This is a genomic window from Mesorhizobium montanum (genome assembly GCF_033977145.1).
Classification (GTDB): domain Bacteria; phylum Pseudomonadota; class Alphaproteobacteria; order Rhizobiales; family Rhizobiaceae; genus Mesorhizobium; species Mesorhizobium montanum.
Window position 1 is genome coordinate 18568 of the sequence record NZ_JAVIJF010000003.1, and the last position, 26024, is coordinate 44591.

Annotated in this window: 26 protein-coding genes and 1 tRNA gene; 13 read left to right on the forward strand and 14 right to left on the reverse strand. The window is 63.3% G+C overall.

Annotation, left to right across the window (positions count from 1 at the left end; translation table 11 throughout):
• Positions 1–4 precede the first annotated feature (4 nt).
• Positions 5–1126 (reverse strand): DUF2336 domain-containing protein, encoded by a 1122-nt coding sequence (locus tag RFM68_RS04485; RefSeq protein ID WP_320231501.1) that lies wholly within the window; start codon positions 1124–1126, stop codon positions 5–7.
• Between the two features lie 151 nt (positions 1127–1277).
• Between RFM68_RS04485 and RFM68_RS04490 the strand changes: the two genes are divergently transcribed.
• Positions 1278–1730, forward strand: coding sequence for a MaoC family dehydratase (locus RFM68_RS04490; protein ID WP_320231502.1), 453 nt, complete (start codon positions 1278–1280; stop codon positions 1728–1730).
• Entirely contained in the window at positions 1730–2611 is an 882-nt protein-coding gene (locus RFM68_RS04495; RefSeq protein WP_320231504.1) for an HpcH/HpaI aldolase/citrate lyase family protein, read from the forward strand. Before RFM68_RS04490 ends, RFM68_RS04495 begins: the two co-directional genes overlap by 1 nt.
• A 3-nt stretch (positions 2612–2614) precedes the next feature.
• Here the strand turns inward: RFM68_RS04495 and RFM68_RS04500 are convergent, their stop codons facing one another.
• Positions 2615–3289: a methyltransferase family protein gene (locus RFM68_RS04500; RefSeq protein ID WP_320231506.1), complete on the reverse strand. Its 675-nt coding sequence runs from the start codon at positions 3287–3289 to the stop codon at positions 2615–2617.
• A 138-nt stretch (positions 3290–3427) separates the two neighbouring features.
• On the opposite strand from RFM68_RS04500, the gene RFM68_RS04505 reads away from it, so the two are divergent.
• Complete coding sequence (locus RFM68_RS04505; protein ID WP_320231507.1) at positions 3428–4162, forward strand: TetR/AcrR family transcriptional regulator; 735 nt, start codon at positions 3428–3430, stop codon at positions 4160–4162.
• Here the strand turns inward: RFM68_RS04505 and RFM68_RS04510 are convergent.
• Positions 4159–4743 carry a nitroreductase family protein gene (locus RFM68_RS04510; RefSeq protein WP_320231508.1) on the reverse strand — a complete coding sequence of 195 codons (585 nt, stop codon included), beginning with the start codon at positions 4741–4743 and terminating at the stop codon, positions 4159–4161. The genes RFM68_RS04505 and RFM68_RS04510 overlap by 4 nt on opposite strands.
• A gap of 163 nt (positions 4744–4906) precedes the next feature.
• On the opposite strand from RFM68_RS04510, the gene RFM68_RS04515 reads away from it, so the two are divergent.
• A complete protein-coding gene (locus tag RFM68_RS04515; protein ID WP_320231509.1) occupies positions 4907–5872 on the forward strand; it encodes an RgsD C-terminal domain-containing protein in 966 nt (321 codons plus the stop codon).
• Positions 5873–5892: 20 nt separating this feature from the next.
• Here the strand turns inward: RFM68_RS04515 and RFM68_RS04520 are convergent, their stop codons facing one another.
• From RFM68_RS04520 to yidD, 4 genes are all read right to left on the reverse strand, one after another.
• Positions 5893–6834, reverse strand: coding sequence for a lysophospholipid acyltransferase family protein (locus RFM68_RS04520; RefSeq protein WP_320231510.1), 942 nt, complete (start codon positions 6832–6834; stop codon positions 5893–5895).
• A gap of 76 nt (positions 6835–6910) precedes the next feature.
• The gene (gene thrS, locus RFM68_RS04525) at positions 6911–8884 is read right to left on the reverse strand and encodes a threonine--tRNA ligase (RefSeq protein ID WP_320231511.1); all 1974 of its coding nucleotides are present in this window, start codon (positions 8882–8884) and stop codon (positions 6911–6913) included.
• 165 nt (positions 8885–9049) lie between these two features.
• Positions 9050–9862 carry a class D beta-lactamase gene (gene blaOXA / locus RFM68_RS04530; protein WP_320231512.1) on the reverse strand — a complete coding sequence of 271 codons (813 nt, stop codon included), beginning with the start codon at positions 9860–9862 and terminating at the stop codon, positions 9050–9052.
• A gap of 145 nt (positions 9863–10007) precedes the next feature.
• Positions 10008–10382 (reverse strand): membrane protein insertion efficiency factor YidD, encoded by a 375-nt coding sequence (yidD, locus tag RFM68_RS04535; protein WP_320231513.1) that lies wholly within the window; start codon positions 10380–10382, stop codon positions 10008–10010.
• Positions 10383–10705: 323 nt separating this feature from the next.
• Between yidD and RFM68_RS04540 the strand changes: the two genes are divergently transcribed.
• A complete protein-coding gene (locus RFM68_RS04540) occupies positions 10706–11611 on the forward strand; it encodes a LysR substrate-binding domain-containing protein (RefSeq protein ID WP_320231514.1) in 906 nt (301 codons plus the stop codon).
• Positions 11612–11621: 10 nt separating this feature from the next.
• Here the strand turns inward: RFM68_RS04540 and RFM68_RS04545 are convergent, their stop codons facing one another.
• A complete protein-coding gene (locus tag RFM68_RS04545) occupies positions 11622–12068 on the reverse strand; it encodes an iron-sulfur cluster assembly scaffold protein (protein ID WP_320231515.1) in 447 nt (148 codons plus the stop codon).
• A 236-nt stretch (positions 12069–12304) separates the two neighbouring features.
• Between RFM68_RS04545 and folE the strand changes: the two genes are divergently transcribed.
• From folE to RFM68_RS04560, 3 genes are all read left to right on the forward strand, one after another.
• Positions 12305–12934 carry a GTP cyclohydrolase I FolE gene (folE, locus tag RFM68_RS04550; RefSeq protein ID WP_320231516.1) on the forward strand — a complete coding sequence of 210 codons (630 nt, stop codon included), beginning with the start codon at positions 12305–12307 and terminating at the stop codon, positions 12932–12934.
• 117 nt (positions 12935–13051) lie between these two features.
• Positions 13052–13510 (forward strand): phosphoribosyl-AMP cyclohydrolase, encoded by a 459-nt coding sequence (gene hisI / locus RFM68_RS04555; protein WP_320231517.1) that lies wholly within the window; start codon positions 13052–13054, stop codon positions 13508–13510.
• Between the two features lie 84 nt (positions 13511–13594).
• Entirely contained in the window at positions 13595–14560 is a 966-nt protein-coding gene (locus RFM68_RS04560; RefSeq protein WP_320231832.1) for a patatin family protein, read from the forward strand.
• A 17-nt stretch (positions 14561–14577) separates the two neighbouring features.
• On the opposite strand, the gene recJ is transcribed toward RFM68_RS04560, so the two are convergent.
• The 5 genes from recJ to RFM68_RS04585 form a co-directional block, all read right to left on the reverse strand.
• The gene (recJ, locus tag RFM68_RS04565; RefSeq protein WP_320231518.1) at positions 14578–16362 is read right to left on the reverse strand and encodes a single-stranded-DNA-specific exonuclease RecJ; all 1785 of its coding nucleotides are present in this window, start codon (positions 16360–16362) and stop codon (positions 14578–14580) included.
• Between the two features lie 140 nt (positions 16363–16502).
• Positions 16503–17486, reverse strand: a complete 984-nt coding sequence (gene glpX, locus RFM68_RS04570) for a class II fructose-bisphosphatase (RefSeq protein ID WP_320231519.1) — start codon at positions 17484–17486, stop codon at positions 16503–16505.
• A gap of 198 nt (positions 17487–17684) precedes the next feature.
• A complete protein-coding gene (locus tag RFM68_RS04575) occupies positions 17685–18998 on the reverse strand; it encodes a homoserine dehydrogenase (RefSeq protein WP_320231520.1) in 1314 nt (437 codons plus the stop codon).
• Positions 18999–19040: 42 nt separating this feature from the next.
• Positions 19041–20258, reverse strand: a complete 1218-nt coding sequence (locus tag RFM68_RS04580; RefSeq protein WP_320231521.1) for an LL-diaminopimelate aminotransferase — start codon at positions 20256–20258, stop codon at positions 19041–19043.
• Positions 20259–20299: 41 nt separating this feature from the next.
• The gene (locus tag RFM68_RS04585) at positions 20300–20701 is read right to left on the reverse strand and encodes a hypothetical protein (RefSeq protein WP_320231522.1); all 402 of its coding nucleotides are present in this window, start codon (positions 20699–20701) and stop codon (positions 20300–20302) included.
• Positions 20702–20798: 97 nt separating this feature from the next.
• Between RFM68_RS04585 and phaC the strand changes: the two genes are divergently transcribed.
• The 5 genes from phaC (at position 20799) to RFM68_RS04610 (ending at position 25600) form a co-directional block, all read left to right on the forward strand.
• Entirely contained in the window at positions 20799–22634 is a 1836-nt protein-coding gene (phaC, locus tag RFM68_RS04590) for a class I poly(R)-hydroxyalkanoic acid synthase (RefSeq protein WP_320231523.1), read from the forward strand.
• A gap of 326 nt (positions 22635–22960) precedes the next feature.
• Positions 22961–24127, forward strand: a complete 1167-nt coding sequence (locus RFM68_RS04595; protein ID WP_320231833.1) for a YcbK family protein — start codon at positions 22961–22963, stop codon at positions 24125–24127.
• A 112-nt stretch (positions 24128–24239) separates the two neighbouring features.
• Positions 24240–24314, forward strand: a tRNA-Glu gene (locus RFM68_RS04600).
• 443 nt (positions 24315–24757) lie between these two features.
• Positions 24758–24943, forward strand: a complete 186-nt coding sequence (locus RFM68_RS04605; protein ID WP_320231524.1) for a hypothetical protein — start codon at positions 24758–24760, stop codon at positions 24941–24943.
• Positions 24944–25348: 405 nt separating this feature from the next.
• Entirely contained in the window at positions 25349–25600 is a 252-nt protein-coding gene (locus tag RFM68_RS04610; protein WP_320231525.1) for a hypothetical protein, read from the forward strand.
• An 82-nt stretch (positions 25601–25682) separates the two neighbouring features.
• Here RFM68_RS04610 and RFM68_RS04615 read toward each other — a convergent pair whose 3' ends face one another.
• Complete coding sequence (locus tag RFM68_RS04615) at positions 25683–25976, reverse strand: hypothetical protein (protein ID WP_320231526.1); 294 nt, start codon at positions 25974–25976, stop codon at positions 25683–25685.
• Positions 25977–26024: the final 48 nt, after the last annotated feature.

Below are 26024 nucleotides of genomic sequence, written 5' to 3' on the forward strand. Positions count from 1 at the left end.
AGCCTCAAGCGGCCGCGATCGCCAGTGCGTGCCCGCGCGCGTTTTCGCGCAACGCTTCGAGATGGATCGACTTCACCAACCCGGCAAGATCGCCCTCGGCGGATTGGCCGCCGAGTTCCTTCAGCATCAGCCAACTCACTTCCTGCACGCCGGCGACACGCCGGCCATTGGCGACCTCGCGCCAGATCTTGAGCGCGCGCAGGATGATGGCATGTGTGGCAGGTGCAAGCCCGGCGCTGCGGAACAGCGCCTGCAGCACTATGTCATGCCCGCCGGCGAGAAGCGCCGTCACCCGCTGCTCGGACTGTCGGGCGAGCGCGACCAGTGTCGAGCCAAAGAAGTCGACCTTGCCATGTGCGATGGTGCGGATGATGAAGCCAGCGGTGAGGTCGCCGCGCAGCCTCAGATGCTCGATCAGCGCGGCATGCTCTTCCATGCGCGTCCCCTCGATCAACGTCACCGAGGCTTTCACGCAGGCGTCGCGCATCACGCGATCGGCACGCGCGGCCCCCATCATCGCCAGCACCAGCGGCGAACCTTTCAGCGTCTCGCCGAGCTTGACCAGCAGCATGTGACGGCAGTCGGCCGGCAGACGCTGATCGGCAATCAACGCCTCGCGCACCAGTGGCAGATGACCATGCCGCTCGGCCATGCGGCGAAAGCTCAACGAAGCAATCTCGGCGCCGCTGTTGCCGACAAGCGCGGCACAGGCTTCCGGTTCGCCGATCTCGGCGATCGCCGCCGCCAGCGACATCGAGACGACCGGGCGGTTGGCGATCAGCTTCTGCGTCGCCTTCTGGCCGCAGGCGACGCGTTCGACGAGATCGGCATCGGTAAGCAGCGGCGAACGCGCCAGCACCAGCGCAGCCACTTCCGGCTGGTCGGCGGCCAAGGCGCTGATCACCTGCGGCGGTGCGTGATGGCTCATCGACAGCGCCTCGGCAAGCGCAAAGCGCACCTTGGAGGAAGCGTCGTCCAGGAGCAGCGTGAGCGCCGCCTCGGCGGCGCAGCGATCCTCGAATGGCAGATCGGAATTGATATAGGCACGCGCCAGCGCGCTCGCGGCGGCTGCGCGCTCGCAAACCCTTGCCGTATCAATCCATTTTAGAAAGTGCGAAACAACCATACCGACCAGCTACGCCCTTGCCGGAACGGTCCCGGCCCCGTTGTGAACGTTAGGCTGGAAATGGTTTACGAACGGTTCACCATGTTTCTTAACCGGCTTGATGGCGTCGCAACCAACGCCTATCAAGCAGGGAAATTGGAGGAGATCGACCATGGCCGGGCTTTATCTGGAAGAGTTTGTCGTCGGCCATGTCTTCCATCACACGCTGCGCAAGACGGTGACCGAAAGCGACAACATGCTATTTTCGGTGATGACGCTGAACCCGCAGCCTTTGCACATCGATTTCGACTTCGCCGCGAAAACCGAATGGGGCAAGCCGTTGGTCAATTCGCTGTTCACGCTCGGCCTGATGATCGGCATTTCGGTGAACGACATCACCGTCGGCACCACTGTCGCCAATCTCGGCATGAAGGAAACCACCTTCCCGCATCCCGTTTTTCACGGCGACACCATCCGGGTCGAGACGACGGTCGTCTCCGTGCGCGAGTCCAAATCGAAGCCAGATCGCGGCATCGTTGAGTTCGAGCACCGCGCCTACAATCAAAATGACTTTCTTGTCGCCAAATGCACCAGGCAGGCGATGATGCTGAAGAAGGCGGCCTGATGCGCTCGCTGCTTTTCGTGCCCGGCGATTCCGAGCGAAAGCTGGAAAAAGCATTCGGGGCCGGCGCCGACATAATCATCGTCGATCTCGAGGATTCCGTGGCCGCCGCCAACAAGGTTGCGGCGCGCGCGACCGCGGCCGGTTTCATCTCGAGCCAGAGGCACCGGACAAGTTCCGCCGTGTATGTGCGGGTCAACGACCTTTCCACCGGCCTGACAGACGACGACCTCGCGGCTCTTGTCCCGGTGAAGCCCGACGGCATCATGCTGCCCAAGTCGAACAGTGGACAGGACGTCCAGCAACTGGCGGCGAAGCTTCGGGTGCATGAGGCCCAAAGCGGGTTGCCGGACGGCGGCATAAGAATCCTGCCGATCATCACCGAGACTGCGGCGGGCGTGCTGGCGGCGGCAAGCTATGCGGGGGCAAGCGCGCGGCTTGCCGGCCTGACATGGGGCGCGGAGGATTTGTCGGCGGCGATCGGCGCGCGCACGGCCCGCGACGAGAACGGCCGCTACACCGACGTGTTTCGCCTGGCCCGCGCCATGACCATTCTGGCGGCAGGAGCGGCGGAAGTCGCGGCAATCGATACCGTCTTTCCGGATTTTCGCGACATGGCCGGTTTCGAGGCCGAGTGCCGGCAAGCCGAACGAGACGGCTTCACCGGCAAGATGGCGATCCATCCGGCGCAAGTGCCGGTCATCAACGCAGCCTTCACGCCGTCCGCCGAAGCGGTCGAGCGCTCGCAGGCGATCGTCGACGCTTTCGCGGCAGCGGGAAACCCGGGCGTCGTCGGTATCGGCGGCAAGATGTACGACCGCCCGCATCTGCGGCTGGCCGAGCGGTTGCTGGCCCGCGCCAGGGCGGCAGGCGGTTCAGCCTGACCGCTACCAGACCATCGGGATCAGTTTGTAGCGGACGCGCGCGGCATAATCGTCATAGCCCTGCAGGCCGGTCCGCAAGGTCTTTTCCTCGATGAAGGTGCGGATGCCGAGCAGGACGATGAAGACGAGCACGGATGCCAGTCCCCACCAGGAACCAAGCAGCAGCGCCGTGCCGGCGAAGAAGAAAATGGCGCCGGCATACATCGGATGACGGACATAAGCGTACGGCCCGGTGGTGATCACTTTTTGCCCGCGCTCGTCCTGGATCTTCACGACAGGCGCGGCGAAGCTGTTTTCCATCATCGTCAGGTAGCTGACCCAGATGCCGAGCAGCAGGACGATCGCGCCGGCCACCTGCAGCCATAACGGAACGGCGGACCAATCGAAGCGGAAGTCGAGCCCCATCAGGACCTGCCAGGCAAAAATGCCGATGAGCAGGATGGAAAGCAGAATCTTGTCGGCCGCGGTCTGGTTCTTCTGGATGGGAGGGCTCAGCCGCTCATTCATCAGGCCGGGGTCGCGCTGCGCCATGGCGACGCCTAAGGTAAGGCTGAGCCCGACCATCAGCACCAGATAGACCCAGGCTCCCGGCCAGCGCAGCGTGCCGGCCGACACGAAAAGCAGCGCCCCCATTAGGCCGAACCACAGGAATGTCTGGACCACCAACCTCGATATCATGACCAACTCTCCATGACGTTTGCCCGCCGCGATTTGGTCGAATCCGACCAGTAGTCTATCATACCGACCGGCGGTCTATCTCTCAAGTCCCTCCGCGCTCTGGACGGGAACGGCCGCCGCGTGCACAAGGTTTCGCCAATGCCCCGCATCATCAGGCACCCGGAACTCAGGCGCGAACAACTGCTGGACCATGCCCAGGCCCTGTTCCTGACGCATGGCTACGACAGAGCGAGCCTCAACGACGTCATCGCGGCCGCCGGCGTCTCAAAAGGCGCCTTCTACCACTACTTCGCTTCCAAGGAGGCCCTGCTGGAGGCATTGGCGGAGCGTTTCGCCAGACAGGCGCTGGCCGGCGTCCAGAAGATCGTCGACGATCCGAACCTCGATCCGCTTGGACGCCTGAACGCCCTGCTCGCGCAGTCGCGCCAGATCGAGACCGCGCCGGAAGCATGGGCGCTCTTCGAGACGCTGTTTCGCCCGGAAAACCTGGTGCTATTCCACCGCATCAATCTGGCCGCGAGCAAGTCTTTCTCGCCGATACTGGTCGAGATCATCCGGCAAGGTGTCGAAGACAAGACGTTCCGGACTTTTGACCCGGAGGGTGTCGCCGATATCGTCATGCAATTCGGCCTGGCCACGCATGATGTGATTGCCAGGGCATTCGCCGGCGGCGGCGATGCCGACATGGACATCGCGATCGAAACCCTGGAGAGGCGCGTCAGGCTCTACGAGATCGCGCTCGATCGCATTCTAGGGCTCCCCGACGGCAGCATCCGGATCGGTGAGCCCGGCTACGTGCGTGCCGTCATGACCGCGCGCCGCGGTAATCCTGCCACGACGGCCGCGGCTTCCAAGCGCGCAGGGCGTGACTAACCGGCCCAGGGACCGGTGTAATCGGCATAAAGCTTCGCCGGATCGGGTCGCGGCCGTTCCGGCGCCGGTCCCTGATAGGAGCCGATATGGACGAAGCCGACGACGCGCTCCCGCGGCGAGAGCCCGAGGATCGCCCTGCCCTCGGCGACGTCGGAATACCAGTTGCTGATCATGTTGGTGCCGTAGCCTAGCGCATTGGCCGCGATCATCAGGTTCATGGCCGCCATGCCGCCCGACAGGAACATCTCCCATTGCGGGATCTTCGGGTTCTCCTTCGGCACCGACACGACGCCGATCACCAGCGGCGCCCGCGAAAAGCGCGCCAGTTCCTGGTTGCGCCGGCCTTCCGGCAGCGGTCCTTCGCGCTGCTCGGCAAGCGCTGCCAGCTTCCTGCCGATCTCGATGCGCGCCTCGCCGCGATAAAGGATGAAGCGCCAGGGCTCGAGCCTGCCGTGGTCGGGAACGCGCGAGGCGGCCGCGATCATCGTCGCGATCTCGGCGTCGCTCGGCGGCGGCTCCTTGAGGTCCGGGATCGGCGCGGAATTGCGGGTGAGCAGGAAGTCGATGATCGGCGACGCCATGGGCGCAAGTCTCCTGGAAAGCATTCGATTTTGAGCTGAAGCACGCCATCGGGAGGTCGGGCGGCTCGGGCGTTGGCGTTTTGCGCCGGATAAGGAGCCGCTTGAGGAAGCAACGCACTCCTAGGCCTTGAAATTGCCACCGCCTTGGGCTTCAACGCAAGGCATGTTTGAGGGGATCCTGCGCCTTTTCGTGATCGCACTCGTCGCTGCGTTGTTCGCGGTGCCGGTTTCCTTCGCTCTGGCCCAGAATGCCAACGATGTCGGCGACATCAAGCTTCCGGGCATTTCGAGCTACGCGAACCCGAAGACCGGAGCACCGCTGGCGCTCGGCAATGGCGGCGCCGTCACGCTGTCGGCGCAGTTGACCGACAAGGGCGCCGACATCACTCGCGGCATCGTCTGGCGGGTCTTCAAGCCGGAGCCCGCAAGCGACGGCAAGCTGCCCATGGTGGCGTCCGCCCATGGCGGCACGGCGGTGTTCCAGCTCGACCCCGGCAGCTATCTCGTCCATGCCTCCTACGGGCGCGCGGGCGCCACCAAGCGCATCACCGTCGGCAAGGAGGCCAGGCGTGAAAGCCTTGTGCTCGACGCCGGCGGCCTGAAGCTCGACGCGGTGACATCCGGCGGCGCGCCCATCCAGTCGAAGAAACTGCGTTTCTCGATCTATGAAGGCGTGGCCGCGGCCAATGGCGACCGCGCGCTGATCGCCCCCGACGTCGCACCGAATACCGTGGTGCGGCTCAACGCCGGTACCTACCATGTCGTCTCCACCTATGGCGCGGTCAACGCCGTGATCCGCTCCGACATCCGTGTCGAGGCCGGCAAGCTGACCGAGGCAACCGTCGAGCACCGCGCCGCCGAGATGACGATGAAGCTGGTGCGCGAGCCCGGCGGCGAAGCCATCGCCGACACATCCTGGTCGCTGCTCAACGAGAGCGGCGACCCGATCAAGGAAGCGGTCGGCGCCTTCGCCTCGATGGTGCTGGCCGAGGGCCAGTACACCATCATCGCCAAGAACCGCGACCGCATCTACCAGAAGGACTTTGCGGTCGTTGCCGGCCAGAACCAGGAAATCGAGGTTCTTGCCAATGAATCGTCGGCCATCGACCCCGAGGAAGGCGCGGACTAAACATCTTAGCCGTTTAGCCGTCAGGCTGCCTTGCGCATCCGCTTTTGCAGAAACGGCACACGGCCACGTTGCGCGGCCGGGGCCGCCAGGTCGAACACCGAGCGGTAGAGCCGATCGAGCAGCACTTTGCGATCGCGCAAGGGTTCAAGGTCGCTCCATCTCAGCACTTCGCCGATACGCACCTCGATCACCTTGCCCGACAACCGGGCGAACTCGCGGATGAGCAAGGAGGTGCGCAGCGTCAGCGATGCCTTGCCGATGAACTTCGCCACACGGTTGTCGCGCTCTGCCATGTTCATCGGGCCGCTGACGAGATGGAACAGGCGGCCGTTCTGGCCGGAGAAATGCATCGGAATGACCGAAGCCTTGGCGTCCTGAATGAGCTTGGCCGGGAACATCTTCCACGGCAGGTCGATGGCGCGGCCAAAGCCCTTCGGCGCCGTGGCGACGCCGCCGGCCGGAAAGACGACGATGGTGACGCCTTCCTTCAGCAACCGCACCGCTTCGTGGCGCACCGCCATATTGTTCTTCAGCGCTTCCTTGGTATCGGAAAAATCGATCGGCAGTGAATAGGGTTCCATCTCGCGGATCCTGAGCAGATCCTTGTGGATCATGACCCGGAACGGTCGGCCCAGTTGCTCGACGAGCGACAGCACCGCAATGCCGTCGCCGATACCGAAAGGGTGGTTGGCGACGATGACCAGCGGCGTGTCCGGCAGCGCGGCCGGCGGCCACTGAACGGCGTTGCGAACCTTGACGTCGATCAATTCCAGCATCTGGCTGAACACGCGATCGCCGGTCGGCACCACTTGGCGGCGCCAGAAATCATAGAGCACGGCGAACCGGTCGCGACCCGACAAGCCCTCGACGGAATGGATGAACCAGCGCGTCAGCACCGGTTGATGCGCGTTGGCATAGGAGAGCTCGGGAAAACGTCTTTCCCGCAGTTTCAACTTGAGCATGGCGGCTCGTTACAGGGCTGGCGTGACAGGGGTATGAAAATGGCGGTGGACGCACCACCGCCATTCATCTGGCATATCAGGCGGCGCGACGCTTGCGGTCAGGCGAGACCGCCTCGTCGGAAAGCTGCTTCACCGCATCGTCGAGCTTCAGCGATTCCTGGTCGCGAGAGCCCAGCCGGCGGATATTGACGGTTTCTTCTTCCGCCTCGCGCTTGCCGCAGACGAGGATGACCGGCACCTTGGCCAGGGAATGCTCGCGCACCTTGTAGTTGATCTTCTCGTTGCGCAGATCGGCCTCGGCCAGCAGCCCCGCCGCCTTCAGCCGCTCGACAACCTTCCTTGCATAATCGTCCGCATCCGAGGTGATCGTCGCCACCACCACCTGCAGCGGCGCGAACCACAGCGGGAAATGGCCGGAATAGTTTTCGATCAGGATGCCGAGGAACCGCTCCATCGAGCCGCACACAGCTCGGTGCACCATAACCGGCTGTTTCTTCTCCGAATCCGAGCCGATATAGAAGGCGCCGAAGCGCTCCGGCAGGTTGAAGTCGACCTGCGTGGTGCCGCACTGCCATTCGCGGCCGATGGCATCCTTCAGCACATATTCGAACTTCGGCCCGTAGAAGGCGCCCTCGCCCGGATTGATCGAGGTCTTGATGCGGTTGCCGGAGCGCGCGCGGATCGTCTCCAGCACATTGCTCATGATCGCCTCGGCATGATCCCAGGCCTCGTCGGTGCCGACTCGCTTGTCCGGCCGCGTCGACAATTTCACGCTGACCTCGTCGAAGCCGAAATCGGCATACGTCGACAGGATCAGATCGTTGATGCGCAGGCATTCGGCGGCGAGCTGTTCCTCGGTGCAGAAGATATGCGCGTCGTCCTGCGTGAAGCCGCGCACGCGCATCAGCCCGTGCAGCGCGCCGGACGGCTCATAGCGATGCACATTGCCGAACTCCGCAAGTTTTACGGGCAGTTCGCGATAAGACTTCAACCCATGCTTGAAGATCTGCACATGTCCGGGACAGTTCATCGGCTTCAGCGCGAAGACGCGGTCGTCATCGGTGTCATCGCCGGCGACCGTGACCTTGAACATCGCGTCGCGATACCAGCCCCAGTGTCCCGACGTCTCCCACAGGCTCTTGTCCAGCACCTGCGGCGCGTTGACTTCCTGGTAGCCGTGCTCGTCGAGGCGGCGACGCATGTAGTTGATCAGGTTCTGCACCATCCTCCAGCCGTTGGCGTGCCAGAAGACGACGCCCGGTCCCTCTTCCTGGAAATGGAACAAATCCATCTCGCGGCCGAGCTTGCGGTGGTCGCGCTTTTCGGCCTCTTCCAGCAGCGTCTGGTAGGCCTCGAGCTGCGCCAGGTCGGCAAAGGCCGTGCCGTAGATGCGCGTCAGCATCGGATTTCTGGAATCGCCGCGCCAATAGGCGCCCGCGACCTTCATCAGCTTGAAGGCGTTGCCGATCTGCCCGGTCGAAGCCATGTGCGGACCGCGGCAAAGGTCGAACCAGTCGCCCTGCGCATAGATCTTGAGGTCCTGGTCTTCGGGAATGGCGTCGATCAGCTCGAGCTTGTAGCGCTCGCCCTTGTCGGCGAAGACCTTCTTCGCCCTCTCGCGCGACCACACTTCCTTCGTGAACGGCTTGTTTCGGGCGATGATCTCGCGCATCCTCTTTTCGATCACCGGGAAATCGTCCGGCGTGAACGGCTCGTTGCGCGCGAAGTCGTAATAGAACCCGTTCTCGATCACCGGACCTATGGTCACCTGCGTTCCCGGCCACAGCTCTTGCACGGCCTCGGCCAGCACATGCGCCGTATCGTGGCGGATGAGTTCCAGCGCGCGCGGGTCCTCGCGGGTGATGATCTCGACCTTGCCCGACTTGCCGAGCGGATCGGAAAGATCGCGAACGGTGCCGTCGAGGCTGTAGGCGACGGCCTTCTTGGCCAGCGACTTCGAGATCGACTCGGCCAGACCGGCGCCGGTCATCGCCGCGTCGTAGTCGCGGACCGAACCATCGGGAAACGTCAGGGAAACGGAATTCGGCATCAAGGTTCTCCTATCCAGTCCCGCAAACGAGCGCGGGTGGTGAAACGCATGTCGAACATATAGGTGCGTCATGCAGAGGGTTAGCCGGAGGCGCCAATCGCATGGACCATGGCCGGCGGCAGTCTTTTATGGGGAGTTTCCGCCGCCGTAAAGCCGCACCCCATTCTATTTGATGAGGCCGGGAAGATCCTTCAGGAACGCCGCCCGCGTTGCGACGCCCTTCGGCTCGCCGGTACGCTTGGCATCCACGACGAGCCTCGCAAAGATGATGCGGCGTCCGTCCCTCTCCGCCCAGCCGACGAACCAGCCGAGCGAGCGCTTGCCGTCTTGGCCGAGCTTGGTGCTGCCGGTCTTGCCTTGCACGGTCCAGTCCCCTGCCGCGAAGGTCGGGACGATCGCCTTGGTCATCTCATGCGCTTTGGCCGACACCGGCATTTTGCCGGCGAGCATCTGGCGCAGGAACGCCGTCTGCTCGACCGGCGATATTTCGAGTGAGGAATTTATCCAGGATTGCGTGAGCCCATTGTCCTTGCCGGCATCGCCCGACACATCTTTGTTGCCATAGGCGAATTTCGACATATAGCCGGCAAACTTTTCAGCGCCGAGCCGCCGCGTGATCTCGCGCGAGTACCAGACGATGGAATCGCGTTCCCAGGTCGTCGGATCGACGGTCTTCCGGTCGCGCTTTGGCCCCTTGAACTCAGGCTTGTAGTCCCAGCTCGGCGTATGCTGGTCGCTCAGGATGCCGGAATCGTAGCCGATCAGCGCCAGGGGCACCTTGAAGGTGGAAGCCGGGCTGACGCGCCGGTCGCATACGCCATCCTGGTAAAGCGTGGCGCCGCTCTGCTGATCCTGGATCAGCGTACAGCGGATGTCGTCGAGCGGCGCCGATTGCGCCCGCACCGGCAAGCCCAGCATCCAGGCCAGGAGGAAAAGGACGACGGCAAAAATGAAGGGATAGCGGTCCATCTGGCGCATAGCAAAGCTCACTCCTGAACGGGATTACAGGCAGCGGCTTAACCGGGCGTCTTGTCTCGATTTTGTCTCAAATTGGCAGTGTTTGTGCAGCTTCGCGTTAACCCTACCAGATCGTAAAATTCGATCGTCGCGACCGCCCGAGCAATCAGATTTCAGGTTGGCCGCGTTTCTTGCCGATGCGCCAGTAACGCCAGGGCATGAACCAGACATAGCGCCGGGCGAGCGTCTCCGGCACGCGGTCGATGCCATGCGTTCCGAACGGCCCGCAGCGCAAGACCCGGAACAGTCCCATCCAGCCGCCGGCCCACAGGCCGTGGCGGGCGATTGCCTCATGCGCATATTCGGAACAGGTCGGCAGGTGCCGGCAGCTGTTGCCGACAAAGCCGGAAAGCGTCAGCTGATAGAGGCGCACGAACGACGTGCCGAGGATACGGCCCGGTGTCTTGCGCCACGGTCCCGGCCAGTTGCGCCCGCGCTGGATCGGCCGGGCGCCGTGCGTATGTCCGTGACGGTCGCCCATCTGTCTCCGCAGCCTGTTTCGCTGCGCGATAGATGTGAGCTTCGACGCTGAAACGCAATGCTTTCGCCCTCAAGACCTGCAGCGCCGGATGGGATACCTGTCGGCTGGCGGAACGTGGTGGCAGGAAGCATCTCGATATCCGTGGCAACTGCCGCCTCGCAGGACCTCGCCATGCCATTGAAAGGTGGCGATCCGCATAACGTCGTTCAAAATGGCCAGGAACTGGTTCATGGCAGTGCTCCTTTGAGCGCCGATTAGACTGCCGCTGGCCTTCCCTCTCAAACGAGTATAATTTCCCCATCGGATAACCTGGGGTTATGCGAATGAAGCGAGGACGGCTGCCGCTGACGGCGCTCAGGAGCTTCGAGACAGCCGGGCGGCATTTGAGCTTCAGCCGGGCGGCCGAGGAGCTTTACGTTTCGCAGGCCGCGATCAGCCGGCAGATCCGCGAGCTCGAGACCTTCCTGCGCAAGCCGCTGTTTCTCCGCCTCCATCGGCGCGTCGAACTGACGGATACGGGGCATCGTCTCCTCGCGCAGCTGGTCAGAAGCTTCGACGACATCGACCGGGTGCTTTCGGAATTGGTGGCGTCGCCGGCGCAATCGGTGGTCCGCGTCAGCGTCGAACCATCGCTGGCCGCCGTGTGGCTGGTGCCGCGGCTCAATCGCTTTCGCCAATTGCGGCCCGACATCGACGTGTCCCTCGAAGTCGATCCACGGCCGATTGAGTTCCGCAGCGATCAGCCCGAACTCGCCTTGCGTTTCAGCGCGCACGCCACGTCATGGCCGCGCAGCGAAGCCGAGCGCCTGGCCTCGACTGTCGATTCACCGGTTCTGTCGCCGGGGTTGCTGGCATCTGGCCCTCCCTTGGAAAAGCCGATCGACCTTCGCCATTACACGCTGCTGCACGAGGAAAACCGCCAGGGTTGGGCGCGCTGGTTCCAGGCAGCCGGCGTGCCCGCTGACGCGGTACCCGCGCGTGGCCCGATGCTGGCCGACGTCTCGCTTTCGAAACAGGCTGCGCTGCTCGGCCACGGCGTAGCGCTCGGCGATCTCTTGCAGATCGGTGAGGAGCTCACGTCAGGCACTTTGATCAAACCGTTCGATATCGATGTCGCTTCCGGCGCCTACTGGCTGGTGGCCAGGAGCTTGCGGGATCTGCCGGAGCCGGCCAGGGCTTTCGCCGACTGGATCCGAAGCGAATTCGCCGAGACCAGGGAAGCAGCTTAGCCGCCTATCCTTAAGCCGCCTGTTCGGCGCGCTTCTTCTCGATCTGGCCGATCGCATCGACCACCGCGTCGAAGGTCAGCATGGTCGAGGCATGGCGCGCCTTGTAGTCGCGCACCGGCTCCAGATATTTAAGATCGGCGAAGCGGCCTTCCGGCGGCGCGCCGTTTTCCTTGAGCATCTTCAGCATGGTTTCGCGCACGGCGCGCAATTCGTCGGCGTTGGCGCCGACCACATGCCGGGCCATGATCGACGACGAGGCCTGGCCGAGCGCACAGGCCTTCACGTCGTGGGCGAAATCGGTCACCACGTCGCCGTCCATCTTGAGGTCGACGGTGACGGTCGAGCCGCATAATTTGGAATGCGCCCTGGCCGTCGCGTCGGCGTCGGCGAGCCGGCCGATCCGCCCTATGTTTCCGGCGAAGCCGAGAATTTTCGCATTGTAGACGTCGTCGATCATATTTTTCCAATCCGTCGCCGCCCAGCGAACAGGCTTTGCCGCTCTCGCGTCTTCCTTTCGCTCTGCTGGAACCATATATAATGGTGGCAGTCGGGCATCGACAAGGCGACAGGAAGCCGTTGTCCATGCTCATATGTTCACGCCGCTTGCGGGATGGAAATGGGCGATTTTCACCCAAAAGGTCGTGGTCCGTTCAACTCGTTCCACCTTTGAGTGGGACTACGGGAGACGCCTTTATGGATGCCGTAATCAAGAAAATCATGCCCCCGTCCGACTATATGGAAAAGCCCGTCACCGACCGGCCCAGCGAAGCCGAAGTCGAAGCCGCCGTGCGCACGCTTTTGCGCTGGACCGGCGACAATCCCGAGCGAGAAGGCCTGATCGACACGCCGAAGCGTGTCACCAAAGCCTTCCGCGAAATGTTCAACGGCTATGACATGTGCCCGGCCGACGAGCTTGGCCGCACCTTCGAGGAAGTCGCCGGCTATGACGATCTCGTCATCGTCAAGGACATAAACTTCCATTCGCATTGCGAGCATCACATGGTGCCGATCATCGGCAAGGCGCATGTCGGCTATCTGCCGGACGGCAAGGTCGTCGGCCTGTCGAAGATCGCGCGTGTGGTCGACATCTTCGCCCATCGCCTGCAGACGCAGGAAGCGATGACGGCGCAGATCGCCGGCGTCATCCAGGACGTGCTCAACCCGCGTGGCGTCGCCGTTATGCTTGAGGCCGAGCATATGTGCATGGCCATGCGCGGCATCCGCAAGCAGGGCTCGACCACGCTGACCTCGACCTTCACTGGCGTCTTCAAGGACACGCCCGAGGAGCAGATCCGCTTCGTCACCATGGTGCGCGCCGGCTGATTTGCCGGCCGTCGCCGGCCCATCAAACCATGATCCCGAACCGAAGGACCGCGTCAGCGAAAAAGTGGAGACCGGTTTTCGGATAAGATCATGGTCAAACAGAAAGATGGACCAGCGATGTCGGCAGTCGAATTTCCAAAAGCTCCATCAGACAAGAAAGCGCTGGAGGAAGGCACCGTTCTTTCTCCGCGCTTCGATGCCGCGGGCCTCGTCACCGTCGTCGTCACCGATGCCGGCGACGGCATGCTGCTGATGGTCGCGCATATGAATGCCGAGGCACTGGCGCTCACGCTCGAGACCGGCATTGCCCACTACTGGTCGCGCTCGCGCAACGCACTGTGGAAGAAGGGCGAGACCTCGGGGAATTTCCAGCACGTCGTCGAGATGCGCACGGATTGTGACCAGGACGCGATATGGTTGAGCGTGAAAGTGTTGGGCCACGACGCAACCTGTCACACCGGACGGCGTTCCTGCTTTTATCGGACGGTGGGGCTGAATGACGGCAAGGCGACGCTTGCCGGCGACGGCAGCAGGCCGCTGTTCGATACAGACAAGACGTATCGGAAGCCGGTGTGAACCATTCAATATTCACAAACCACTCATATTCACTATTCTCAAATATCCTTGCGGTAGAAGGGATATGGGACAAGGGAGATCATGATGCTCGAATGGGCGTCATTGCGCAGCAAACCTGACGTTCGGGAGGCCAACGGCCCCGCATCGTCCGGCGGCGCGTCTGATCCAAAGCCTCAGAAGAAAACCGGCATTTCGCTGGCGCTCGGCGGCGGTTGCGCCAGGGGCTGGGCGCATATCGGTGTCCTGCGTGCGCTTGACGAGGCCGGCATCGAAGTGTCGATGATCGCCGGCACCTCGATCGGCGCCCTGGTCGGCGGCTGCTATCTGGCCGGCAAGCTCGACGAGTTGGAAGAGTTCGCCAGGAGCCTTACCAAGCGGCGCATTTTCGGCCTTCTCGATCTCAATCTGCGCGGCAGCGGTCTGTTCGGCGGCATGAAGCTCGACGCGCGGCTGCGCCAGGATCTGGCCGGTGTCCGCTTCGATGACCTGTCGAAACCCTTCGTCGCCGTCACCTCGGAAATCCGCACCGGCCATGAGATCTGGCTGTCGAACGGCTCGCTTATCACGGCAATGCGCGCGTCCTACGCGCTGCCCGGCGTTTTCGAGCCGGTGAACTGCAACGGTCGCATCCTGGTCGATGGCGCGCTGGTCAATCCGGTGCCGGTCTCGGTCTGCCGCGCCTACGAGCAGCCGCTCGTGGTCGCCGTCAATCTTCACTATGACCTGTTCGGCCGCGCCGCGGTGATAAAACACAGCGCCGGTGAACTCATCGTAGAGAATGACGCGCCGAGACCCGGCCAGCCTGAGCACCAGGCCCAGCATACACGCCTCGGCATCACCGGCGTGATGGTCGAGGCCTTCAACATCATCCAGGATCGGATTTCGCGCGCCAGGCTTGCCGGCGACCCGCCGGATATGTCGCTGCAGCCGAAACTCAGCCATATCGGCCTGACGGAATTCCACCGCGCCGACGAGGCGATCGACATTGGTTACCAGGCAACGAAGTCGCAGATCGCCGAACTGATCCGGCTGCAGTCCGTTCTCGTGTAAATTTCCCGACTTCGTCCTTACGCCAACGCCGCATCGCTGATGCGGAACTGCACCGTGCGGTTGCCGTTCCAGTAATTGCCCGACAGCGAACCGGCGATGTGCACGGTCCTGCCCCTGTTCCTGAACAGGAATTCGCCAAGCGCCGTGTCGACGGCACGGAACGCGATCGCCTGGATGTTGCCGCCGCTTTGCGACTGCAGGTCCACGCGAATGTGATTGGTGCCGATCGCGCGCGCGTCGGTGAGCCGGTGGCGCGGCAGCACGAACACCGGCGCGATGTGCCCGGCGCCGAACGGCCCGGCCTTCTCCAGCGCGTCGAGCAGCGCGATCGTGGCGCCCTCCGCGGCCAAAGCGCCGTCGACCGCCAGGCTTTCCTCGTTCTGCAGTCGGAACACGTCGGCCGCGGCCCGCTCCTCGAAGAAGGCGCGCAGTTCGCCGAGCTTGGCGCGCTCGACGGTGATGCCGGCGGCCATCGCATGGCCGCCGCCCTTGACGATCAGCCCGGCATCCGCCGCCTCGCGCACCATCCGGCCGAGATCGAAGCCGGTCACCGAACGCCCGGAGCCGGTGCCGATGCCGGTCGAATTGAAGGCGATGGCAAAGGCCGGCCGGCGCGCATAGTCCTTGAGCCGAGAAGCGATCAGCCCGACGATGCCGGGATGCCAGTTGTTGCTGGCGGTGACGATGACGGCGGGACCATTGCCGCCGGCAAGCTCCGCGTCGGCCTCGGCGCGCGCCTGCGCCAGCATGTCCTGCTCCATCTGCTGCCGTTCCTGGTTCAGCCGGTCGAGCGTCTCGGCGATGCTTGCCGCCTCGACGGGATCGTCGGTGGCTAAAAGCCGGCTGCCGAGTGCTGCATCGCCGATGCGGCCGCCGGCATTGATGCGTGGTCCGATCAGGAAGGCAAGATGGAAGGTGTTGATCGGCTCGCCGATGCGCGAAACCCGCGCCAGCGCCGCCAGCCCTTCGTTCTTCAGCTGGCGAACCACCTGCAGCCCCTTGACCACGAAGGCGCGGTTGACGCCGGTGAGCGGCACCACGTCGCAGACCGTCGCCAGCGCGACGAGATCGAGCAGCGAAAGCAGATCCGGCGGCGCGGCATTCGGCAGCTTTTCGCGCAGCACCTTCGCCGTCTGGACAAGGCACAGGAAAACGACGCCGGCGGCGCAGAGATGCCCCTGTCCCGACAAATCGTCCTCGCGATTGGGATTGACCACGGCGTCGGCCGCCGGCAGCGGACCGCCAACCTGATGATGGTCGAGCACCACGACGTCGGCTCCGGCCTGCTTGGCCGCCTCGATCGAGGTCGCGCTGTTGGTGCCGCAGTCGACGGTGACGATCAGCTTCGCGCCCCGCGAGATCAGCTCTCGCATCGCTTCCGGATTGGGTCCGTAGCCCTCGAAGATGCGGTCCGGGATATAAATTTCGGACGGCACCGAAAAATGCGTCAGAAAGCGCTTGATCAGCGCCGACGAGGCAGCGCCGTCGACATCGTAATCGCCGAAGATCGCCACTTTTTCGCCGGCGACGATCGCGTCCGCCAGCCTTGCAGCCGCTTTCTCCATATCGGTCAGCGATGCCGGATTTGGCAGAAGTTCGCGAATGGTCGGATCGAGGAAACGCTCGGTCTGCTCCACGCCGACGCCGCGCCCGGCAAGCACCCGCGCCACGATGTCGGGCACGCCATGGCCTTGCGCTATCGCCAAAGCGGCCATGTCCTGCCGCTCGGTCAGCCGGTGTTCCCAGGAAACACCGGTCGCCGACTGCCTGACATCGAGGAAGAGCCGTTTCTCGCCCGTCATGCGACGCGCCGTCTGCACATCATCATTGGGCAGATATCAATATGCGGGCGCCGGAGCAATTCCAGGGAAGCGAGCAATCCGGGGAAAAGTGTGGAACGGTTTTCCTCGAATTGCCGCGAAAGCGTCCGGGCGAGACGAAATCAAAACTTATCCAGATCCTGGTGACGCGCCTTGATCTCGCGCACGGTGCGCGAGGATGAGCGTAAAACGATGGTGTGCGTGGTGATGAAGGTGCGGCCGAACTTCACCCCTTCGAGCAGATTGCCGTCGGTGACGCCGGTCGCCGCGAACAGCACGTCGCCGCGCGCCATGTCCTGGACGCGATAGACCCGCTTCGGGTCGGAAATGCCCATCTTCTGCGCCCGCGCCACCTTCTCCGGCGTATCGAGGATCAGCCGGCCCAGCATCTGCCCTCCGGTGCAGCGCAGTGCAGCCGCGGCCAGCACGCCCTCCGGCGCGCCGCCGGTGCCGAGATAGATGTCGATGCCGGTCTCATCCGGATCGGTGGTGTGGATGACGCCGGCGACGTCGCCGTCGCCAATCAGCCGGATCGCGGCGCCCGTGGCGCGTACGGCGTCGATCAGCTCGGCGTGACGCGGCCGGTCGAGGATGCAGGCGGTGATGTCGGAGACGGCAACGCCCTTGGCCTTTGCCAGATTGGCGAGGTTCTCGGCCGGCGAGGCGTCGATGTCGATCAGGCCTTCCGGATAGCCTGGGCCGATCGCGATCTTGTCCATGTAGACGTCGGGCGCGAACAACAGGCTGCCCTTTTCCGCGATTGCGATCACGGCAAGCGCATTGGGCAGGTTCTTGGCGCAGATCGTCGTGCCCTCGAGCGGATCGAGCGCGATGTCGACAGCGGGACCTTTGCCGGTGCCGACCTCCTCGCCAATATAGAGCATCGGCGCCTCGTCGCGCTCGCCCTCGCCGATCACCACCGTGCCCTTGATGGCCAGCCGGTTGAGCTCCTCGCGCATCGCATCGACCGCCACCTGATCGGCGGCTTTCTCATCGCCGCGCCCGCGCAGCCTGGCGGCGGCGACCGCGGCCCGCTCGGTTACGCGCACGACTTCCATGGTAAGGATCCGGTCGAGGCCGGCGGCGATGTTCTGGGCCATGTTCATGGATTACGCATTCCTCGTTGACTGTTGCTTCGCGCAATTCCGGACGGAAAGCCGCCAGGCGCTTTTCCAGGAATTGCTCCCGCCTCCCTCCAGAGGCGCGCTTCTTCTGGCAAAGCTCCATGACAACGGCAAGACTTGCCCCGTCACTTTTTGAAATGGCAGCAAAATCAATCGATTGAAGGCAGATTGCGCCCCGAGCTATTCCGCCCGCTCGATGCGGATCACCTGCGGCTTGTCGGTCAGATGACCATCCTTGGTGATGCCTTCGACCGCCTTGCGCACCGCCGCTTCCGTCGTCTCGTGAGTGACGAGGATCACCGTCTTCTGCGCCTGCGTTTCCGCGCCGGCCGCCTGCTGGACGATCGATTCCAGCGAGATGTCGTTGTCGGCCATGCGCTTGGCGATGGCTGCGAAGACACCGGTGCGGTCATGCACGGTAAGGCGGATAAAGTAGCCGCCGGCATGGCTGCGCATCCGCGCCCTCTTGTAAGGCTTCAGTTCCTTCGCCGGCCAGCCGAACACCGGCGCGTGCTGGAAGCCAGGTCGGCTCTTGGCGATATCGGCGATGTCGCCGATCACCGCCGAGGCGGTGGCGTTGCCGCCGGCGCCCGGACCGGAAAGCAAAAGCTCGCCCAGAATGTCGGTCTCGATCGCCACGGCATTGATGACGCCATGCACCTGCGCGATGACGGAGGCCGTCGGGACCATGGTCGGGTGCACGCGCTGCTCGATGCCGCTGTCGGTCCGCTGCGCGACGCCGAGCAGTTTGATGCGATAGCCGAGGTCGCCGGCCGCGCGGATGTCGGCCTGGGTGATGTTGGAGATGCCTTCCATATAGATGTCGTTGGCGGCGATCTTGGTGCCGAAGGCAAGGCTGGTCAGGATCGACAATTTGTGCGCCGTGTCGTGGCCCTCGATATCGAAGGTCGGATCGGCTTCGGCATAGCCGAGCCGCTGCGCGTCCTTCAGGCAGGCGTCGAAGGAGATGCCTTCTGCCTCCATGCGGGTCAGGACGTAGTTGCAGGTGCCGTTCAGGATGCCGAAAACACGCGTCACCGCGTTGCCGGCCATCGCCTCGCGCATCGTCTTGATGACCGGGATGCCGCCGGCCACCGCAGCCTCGTAGTTGAGCAGCACGCCCTTCTTCTCGGCGATCTCGGCCAGTTGCACGCCGTGCTTGGCAAGCAGCGCTTTGTTGGCGGTGACGACATGGCGCCCCGCCTCGAGCGCCGCCTTCACCGACAGCCGCGCCGGCCCCTCGTCGCCGCCGATCAGCTCGACGAAGACGTCGATATCGGCCTTTTCGGCCATCTTGACCGGATCGTCGAACCATTTCGCGGCGCTCAGATCGATGCCGCGGTCGCGCTTCGGATCGCGGGCCGAAACGGCTGTCACGACGATGTCGCGGCCACACTGGCGGGTGAGCACGTCCGCTTTGTCGCGCAGTACGCGCGCCACCGAGGCGCCAACCGTGCCGAGGCCGGCAATTCCAACACGCAACGCTTCAGCCATGTCCGGCGACGCCCCTCAAAATTCTATAAATATAAGGCAAACTCAACGCCGAGCGGCGAGCGGCACCACATTGTTGGACTGCTTGGCGGTCACGGTCAGGAAGCGCTTGATGTTGCGGGCGGCCTGGCGGATCCGGTGCTCGTTCTCGACCAGCGCCACGCGCACATAGTCGTCGCCATGCTCGCCGAAGCCGACACCCGGTGCCACCGCGACATCCGCGTGCTCGATGAGCAGTTTCGAGAATTCGAGCGAGCCGAGATGGCGGAACTGTTCGGGGATCGGCGCCCAGGCGAACATCGAGGCCGCGGGTGCCGGAATGGTCCAGCCGGCGCGGCTGAAAGAATCGACCATCACGTCGCGGCGCTTGAGATAGACCTCGCGCACCTCGGCGATGTCGGCGCCGTCGCCATTGAGCGCATACGCGGCCGCCACCTGGATCGGCGTGAACGCGCCATAATCGAGATAGGACTTGACGCGCGTCAGCGCCGCGATCAGCCGCTCGTTGCCGACGGCGAAGCCCATGCGCCAGCCGGGCATGGAAAAGGTCTTCGACATTGAGGTGAACTCGACGCAGACATCCATCGCGCCCGGCACCTGCAGCACCGAAGGCGGCGGATTGCCGTCGAAATAGATTTCCGAATAGGCAAGATCCGACAGGATGATGATGTCGTTCTTCTTCGCGAAGGCGACCACGTCCTTGTAGAAGTCGAGCGAGGCGACGAGCGCCGTCGGGTTCGACGGATAGTTGAGAATCAGCGCCAGCGGCTTCGGGATCGAATGGCGGACGCCGCGCTCGAGCGCGGGGATGAAACCGTCGTCGGGCTCGACCTGCAGCGAGCGGATGACGCCGCCCGACATGATGAAGCCGAAGGCATGGATCGGATAGGTCGGATTGGGGCACAAGATGACATCGCCAGGCGCGGTGATGGCCTGTGCCATGTTGGCGAAGCCTTCCTTCGAGCCGAGCGTCGCCACCACTTGCGTGTCGGGGTTGAGCTTCACGCCGAAGCGGCGCTGGTAATAGTTGGCTTGCGCGCGGCGCAGACCCGGAATGCCGCGCGAGGACGAATAGCGATGCGTGCGCGGATCGCGCACCACCTCGCACAATTTGTCGACGATGGCTTTCGGCGTCGGCAGGTCCGGATTGCCCATGCCAAGGTCGATGATGTCGGCGCCGCGCGAACGGGCGCTGGCCTTCAGCCGGTTGACCTGCTCGAAGACGTAAGGCGGAAGCCGGCGGACCTTGTGAAATTCTTCCATTTCAGTTCCAGACCATCAGAGTTTCGGCGCGCGATATAGACCTAATTGCAGTTAGGGTCGAGGGTCGGGTCGCATTTGCCCTCGATCTGCTTCAGCGTGTCGGCGCCATGCGTCTTGGCTAAAGTGTTGAGCGCCGCCGAATTCGCCGGTGCCTTGGCGCCGCGGCCCTTGGCAAGCTGCGCCTGCTGCTGGGCCTTGAGCTGGGCGAGGTTGGCGGCGGTCTCTTCCTTGGTGAACTGCTTGGCGGCCACTTGTGGCGGGATGTTGAGGTTCGGATAGGAGCCGGTGTCCTTCGGGCCCTCGGTCAAGGCCGTCGGCGCCGCATTGTTCGTGGTGGTGCTCGTGCAGCCGCCCGCGGGCAACAGCACACCGGCCAGTCCCGCCACGATCGCCATGCGGCAACCCGCGCCGAGAAAAAAAGTCCCGCCAACATTAATCGTCATATTGTTTTCCTGGCAGCCGGGTTACAGCGAATTGGACCCGGTCAGTTGTCCCATGGTAATATGTCAAGAAAACGCTCCGGGAGGAACCCCGCGAACCATGTCCAAACCTGACGATTCGGACAAAGCGGAAAATGGCGGACCTTCGGCCATCGAGCAATATCTGGTGAAGGACCCCGAGCGCTTTGCCTTGAACATGGCGCGTATGGTCGAGCAGGCAGGCAAGGCTGCTTCCGCCTGGGCCGAGCCGCGCGAGAAGGGTGAGTTGCGCGATCACGTCGCCGAACCCGTCGTTGACATGGTCAAGACCTTCTCCAAGCTCTCGGAGTACTGGCTGGGCGACCCGCAGCGCGCGTTGGAAGCACAGACGCGGCTTTTCGCCGGCTATATGACCGTCTGGGCGAACGCCATCCAGAAGGTCACGCCCAACGCTGAAGCTTCCGACGATGCCGTCATGCCGGAGCGCGGCGACAAGCGCTTCCAAGACCCGGAATGGGGCCGCAATGCCTTCTTCGACTTCCTGAAACAGGCCTATCTCGTCACCTCGCGCTGGGCGAACGAGCTTGTCGAGCATGCCGAGGGCCTCGATGAGCACACGCGCCACAAGGCGAGCTTCTACGTCAAGCAGGTGTCGAACGCGATCGCGCCGTCGAACTTCATCCTGACCAATCCGGAGCTGTTCCGCGAGACAGTGGCGTCGAATGGCGAGAATCTGGTGCGCGGCATGAAGATGCTGGCCGAGGACATCGCCGCCGGCCGGGGCGACCTGAAGCTGCGCCAGGCGGACTACACGCCCTTCGAAATCGGCAAGAACATCGCCACGACGCCCGGCAAGGTGATCGGCCGCAGCGACGTCGCCGAGATCATCCAATACGATCCGGTGACGGAAACGGTGCTCAAGCGCCCGCTGCTGATCTGCCCGCCATGGATCAATAAATTCTATATTCTCGACCTCAACCCGCAAAAATCCTTCATCCGCTGGGCGATCGAGCAGGGCCATTCCGTCTTCGTCATCTCCTGGATCAACCCGGACGAGCGCCACGGCGCCAAGGGCTGGGAGGCCTATATCCGCGAAGGCCTGCAATTTGGCCTCGACATGGTGGAGAAGGCGACAGGCGAAAAAGAAGTCAACGCCATCGGCTATTGCGTCGGCGGCACGCTGCTCGGCGCCGCGCTCGCGCTTTTGGCTCAGGAAGGCGACCACCGTATAAAATCGGCCACCTTCTTCACCACGCAGGTCGACTTCACCTATGCCGGCGACCTCAAGGTGTTCGTCGACGAGGACCAGGTCGCCGCCGTAGAGCGCTCGATGAGCGAAAAGGGCTATCTCGACGGCACCAAGATGGCGACCGCCTTCAACATGCTGCGCTCCGGCGACCTGATCTGGCCGTACGTGGTCAACAACTACATGCGCGGCAAGGAGCCCCTGCCCTTCGACCTGCTCTACTGGAATTCCGATTCCACGCGCATGGCGGCGGCCAACCACTCCTTCTACCTGCGCAATTGCTATCTCGAGAACAATCTTTCGCGCGGGGTCATGGAGCTTGCCGGGCGCATCGTCTCGCTGGCCGACATCACCATCCCGGTCTACAACCTTGCCACGAAAGAGGACCACATCGCGCCGGCGCTTTCGGTGTTCCTGGGATCGCAGTTTTTCGGCGGTGACGTCGAGTATGTGATGGCGGGTTCCGGCCACATCGCAGGCGTCGTCAACCCGCCCGCGGCCAAGAAATATCAGTATTGGACCGGCGGCAAGCCGGTGGGCGACTTCAACGCCTGGCTTGCCGCGGCGCACGAGCATCCAGGCTCCTGGTGGACGCACTGGCAGCACTGGATCGAGAACCAGGACAACATCCACGTACCTGCCCGCAAACCCGGCAAGCGTATGAAAACCTTGGGAGATGCGCCGGGCACCTATGTCAAGGTGCGTGTGTAACGGACTGTAATGTCTGGTGAGTTGACGGGCCGCCAAAACAGGGCGAAATGGTGGCGTCAATCGTTTGGCGGCCTCAAATTACCTTCCGACGCGGAATAATTCCGAGGCTTGCAGATTCGACACAGTCCCGTTTCCGGTTGGGGAACAGGAGGATTATCGCGGCGCGATTCTGGAGTGGCGCGGCGATAACGAACCGACCGGATATCGAGGGGGAATTTGTTTTGAAATCAGTAGGTTGGCGTCTTGCACGAAGGGAAAGTCGCAGCATTGCGGCGGCGCTTTTCTCCGTGCTTCTGGCCTCCTGCACGTCGACCGGCGACCCGACGATGTCGGTCGTTTCGCCCGCCTACAATTCAACCGCCGGCGAAATGAGCGCGACATCCAGCGCCAAGACCGCAACGGCGGCCGATTCGTCGATTCAGGCAGCGTCCGCAACCGCCGATGCGGCATCGACCGTGATGAGCGAAGGCGACACGCCTTTGCCCGAAAAGATTGCCTATGTGCCGGAAACGCGGCCGCAAGCCGCCTTCCCCGCCGTCGCCGTGCCCGCGGGCGCCGCCACGATCGCCGGTAACACGCCGCAACCGCTGGTTCAGCAGGCGCAGAGGGCCGAACAGACGCAAACCGTCGCCCAGCAGGTCGCCGCCGGCGATGCCGCCGCCGTTGCATCGAAGGCGCAGGCGACCACGCAAGCCATGAGCAACGGCGTCTATGTGACCGCGGGTGATCCGACACAGCCTCAGATCGCCGCCCCGAAAAAGGGCCTGTTCGCCTCGCTGTTCAGCACCGCCCCCGCTTCTGCCGCGCCAGCACCGCTGATCAACAACGCGCGCTCCGGCGACCAGCCCGCCGCGCAGGCCAAGACCCCGCCGCCGCCGGCCAAGCCGATCGTGACGCTGGCCTCGGCGACGCCGGGCGAAAAGCCTGTGCAACTGGCCTCGCTCGACAATCCAAGCAATCACATCACCGGGGCCGACGCCCTTCCCGGCGTGCGCCAGACCGCGCTGTTCGAGATCAAGCGCAAGTCCGGCATCGACGACGAGAGTGACGTCGACCTCAACGAGGATGAGGGCGGCGGTGGTTCCTACCAGGTTGCATCGGCCGCCGGCATGGCCAGGCTCGCGCCCAACGGCCTTTTGAAGCAGAACGAAAGCGTCGACGTCGCCTGCCTCAAGCCGTCACTGGTGCGGGTGCTGAAGACGATCGAAGGTCATTTCGGCCGCAAGATGATCGTCACCTCCGGCTATCGCGATCCCTCGCGCAACCGGCGCGCCAACGGCGCCAAGAACTCGCTGCACATGTATTGCGCCGCCGCCGACATCCAGGTGCCCGGCGTCTCCAAATGGGACCTGGCGAGCTACGTCCGCGCGATGCCCGGCCGCGGCGGCGTCGGCACCTACTGCCACACCGAATCCGTCCATGTCGACGTCGGCCCCGAGCGCGACTGGAACTGGCGCTGCCGCCGTCGCAGCGGCGGTGGCGAGGACGGCTGATTTCGCCCACGACACGCACACGTTTCACGGCACCGCGAAAAAAGTTGTCGCATGTGGCTGCGGACGGGTTGCCGGTTGGCAACAACGCAATTATAAGCCGCTTCGTCTGAGCGCGCCCATCGTCTAGCGGTTAGGACACCGCCCTTTCACGGCGGTAACAGGGGTTCGATTCCCCTTGGGCGTACCAGGTCACCTGACCACTCCAACGATTTCAAACGGCATTTTGGACGTGAGGTCGCGCACTTGGGGGAGGGAATGGCGAGTACGTTTGACCCTTACGAAAAGGACATCGCTCGCTCAGGACTTCTTATCGCCGTTAGGATTTGGTGCCGGTGCCTCTCTCACGTCTCGCGGTGGCGGGTCGACATGGTCGGGCTCTGGTGATGTTTCCTTGCCTGGACGACCGGCAGGTGGCGGCTTCCTCTGGTTCGGCTTCGGTTGTGGTTCTTTGACCTTGCTTGGCATATCCACTTAACCGGCTACCCCAGATCCTCGTTCCCTTGATTGCAAAAGCCCGGCCGCCGAAGCAGCCGGGCTCATAAGCCTCGCACCGGCGTTATATTAGCACTAGCTTGTATTTTGCTGGCCGCAGGCAGATAATATCGCTCGGTACTCTTGAGGGAGGTGCCGATGCGTTGGCCTCTTGTCGTGATCGCGCTGATCATTGGCTTCATTCTCTGGGACCGCTTCGCCAATGACGGCATCTATACCGCCACGGCCGAGCGGAGTTTCCGTGAGGCATCCTTGGCTATGCCGGGAAGTGGTGGGTGGAGGCCACCTAGCATCACCTTCAACCGGGATATGCTTAAGCATTGAACGCTTTCATCCCTGCTTTACGACGCTTATGGAATGATCCGATGGCTGAGACTATGGAGACCCTCCTGTTGGCGAAGATGGTCAATCGGCGCTGTCACGGCGCCTCGCATTGTCAAAACCAGCGGAACCATCTCCGAGGACGGGAAGACGGCCATCTACTCGCGTCCGCTTGCGGAGGCATTTACGAGCGATCAGGCCACAAGTTTCAGGGTCGTTTGCTCCACCACTTCTCCGGGAAGGATCGATCGCATCATGAGCTGGTTCAAATAAGTCTCGCCTTGATATCTGGGCTGTCCAATCAGGCGTGAGCAGAAACGCGCTGTTAACGTCGTTCGCGGTTGACGGGATGTCGGCTTCGACCCGAAAGTATAAAGTTCTTCTTTGCTCCCAGCCGTGGAGGCGAGAATGAACTTGCTTCGCACAGCGCTCTTATGCGCGGCAATAACCGGACTGGCGGGGCTGCAGCCCGTCCGCGCCGAGGATCAGCCGGCTCAGTCGAACGGCGACGCAACGCAACAGCAGCCGGCCATTCACTGCGAGGGGCAAAATTGCCTGCCCCCGGCCGAAGACCACGTGCTCGACTGCAAGGGTCCGGACTGCACACCGGCTCCGCCCGCGGACCAGACGCCGGCTCCGGAGATTAAGAAGGTCAAGTGACCGGCATTGACCGGACCGTGCCGCGAACAGCACGCAGCGGCCCAGATTCGGCAGCTGCGAGCGTGCATCGCTTCTCACCTTATCAAGGCGGAACTTGAGGCGACGGCTCATCGCATCGGTAGACGACGCACGGGCCGTCACTTGCGGGGACATAGTCAACCATCGGGACATAAGGGGCATCGCACTCATTGCCGAACTGGCGGACATAGCGATCATAGGTGTTCGGCCCGGTGCTCAGCACCGCGGCATGCTGGCTCTGGATCAGGGCCTGGGTCTGCGCGCAGCTCATCTTGCGCGTGTCCGGCCGGGCATTGGCGAAATTTGTAGCAGCGACGACCATCGCTGACGCGCAAAACACAATCTTGCCTATGGGCATGGTGGCATCCTCGCAAACCATTGCATCGCAAATTCGCATCTTGCGACG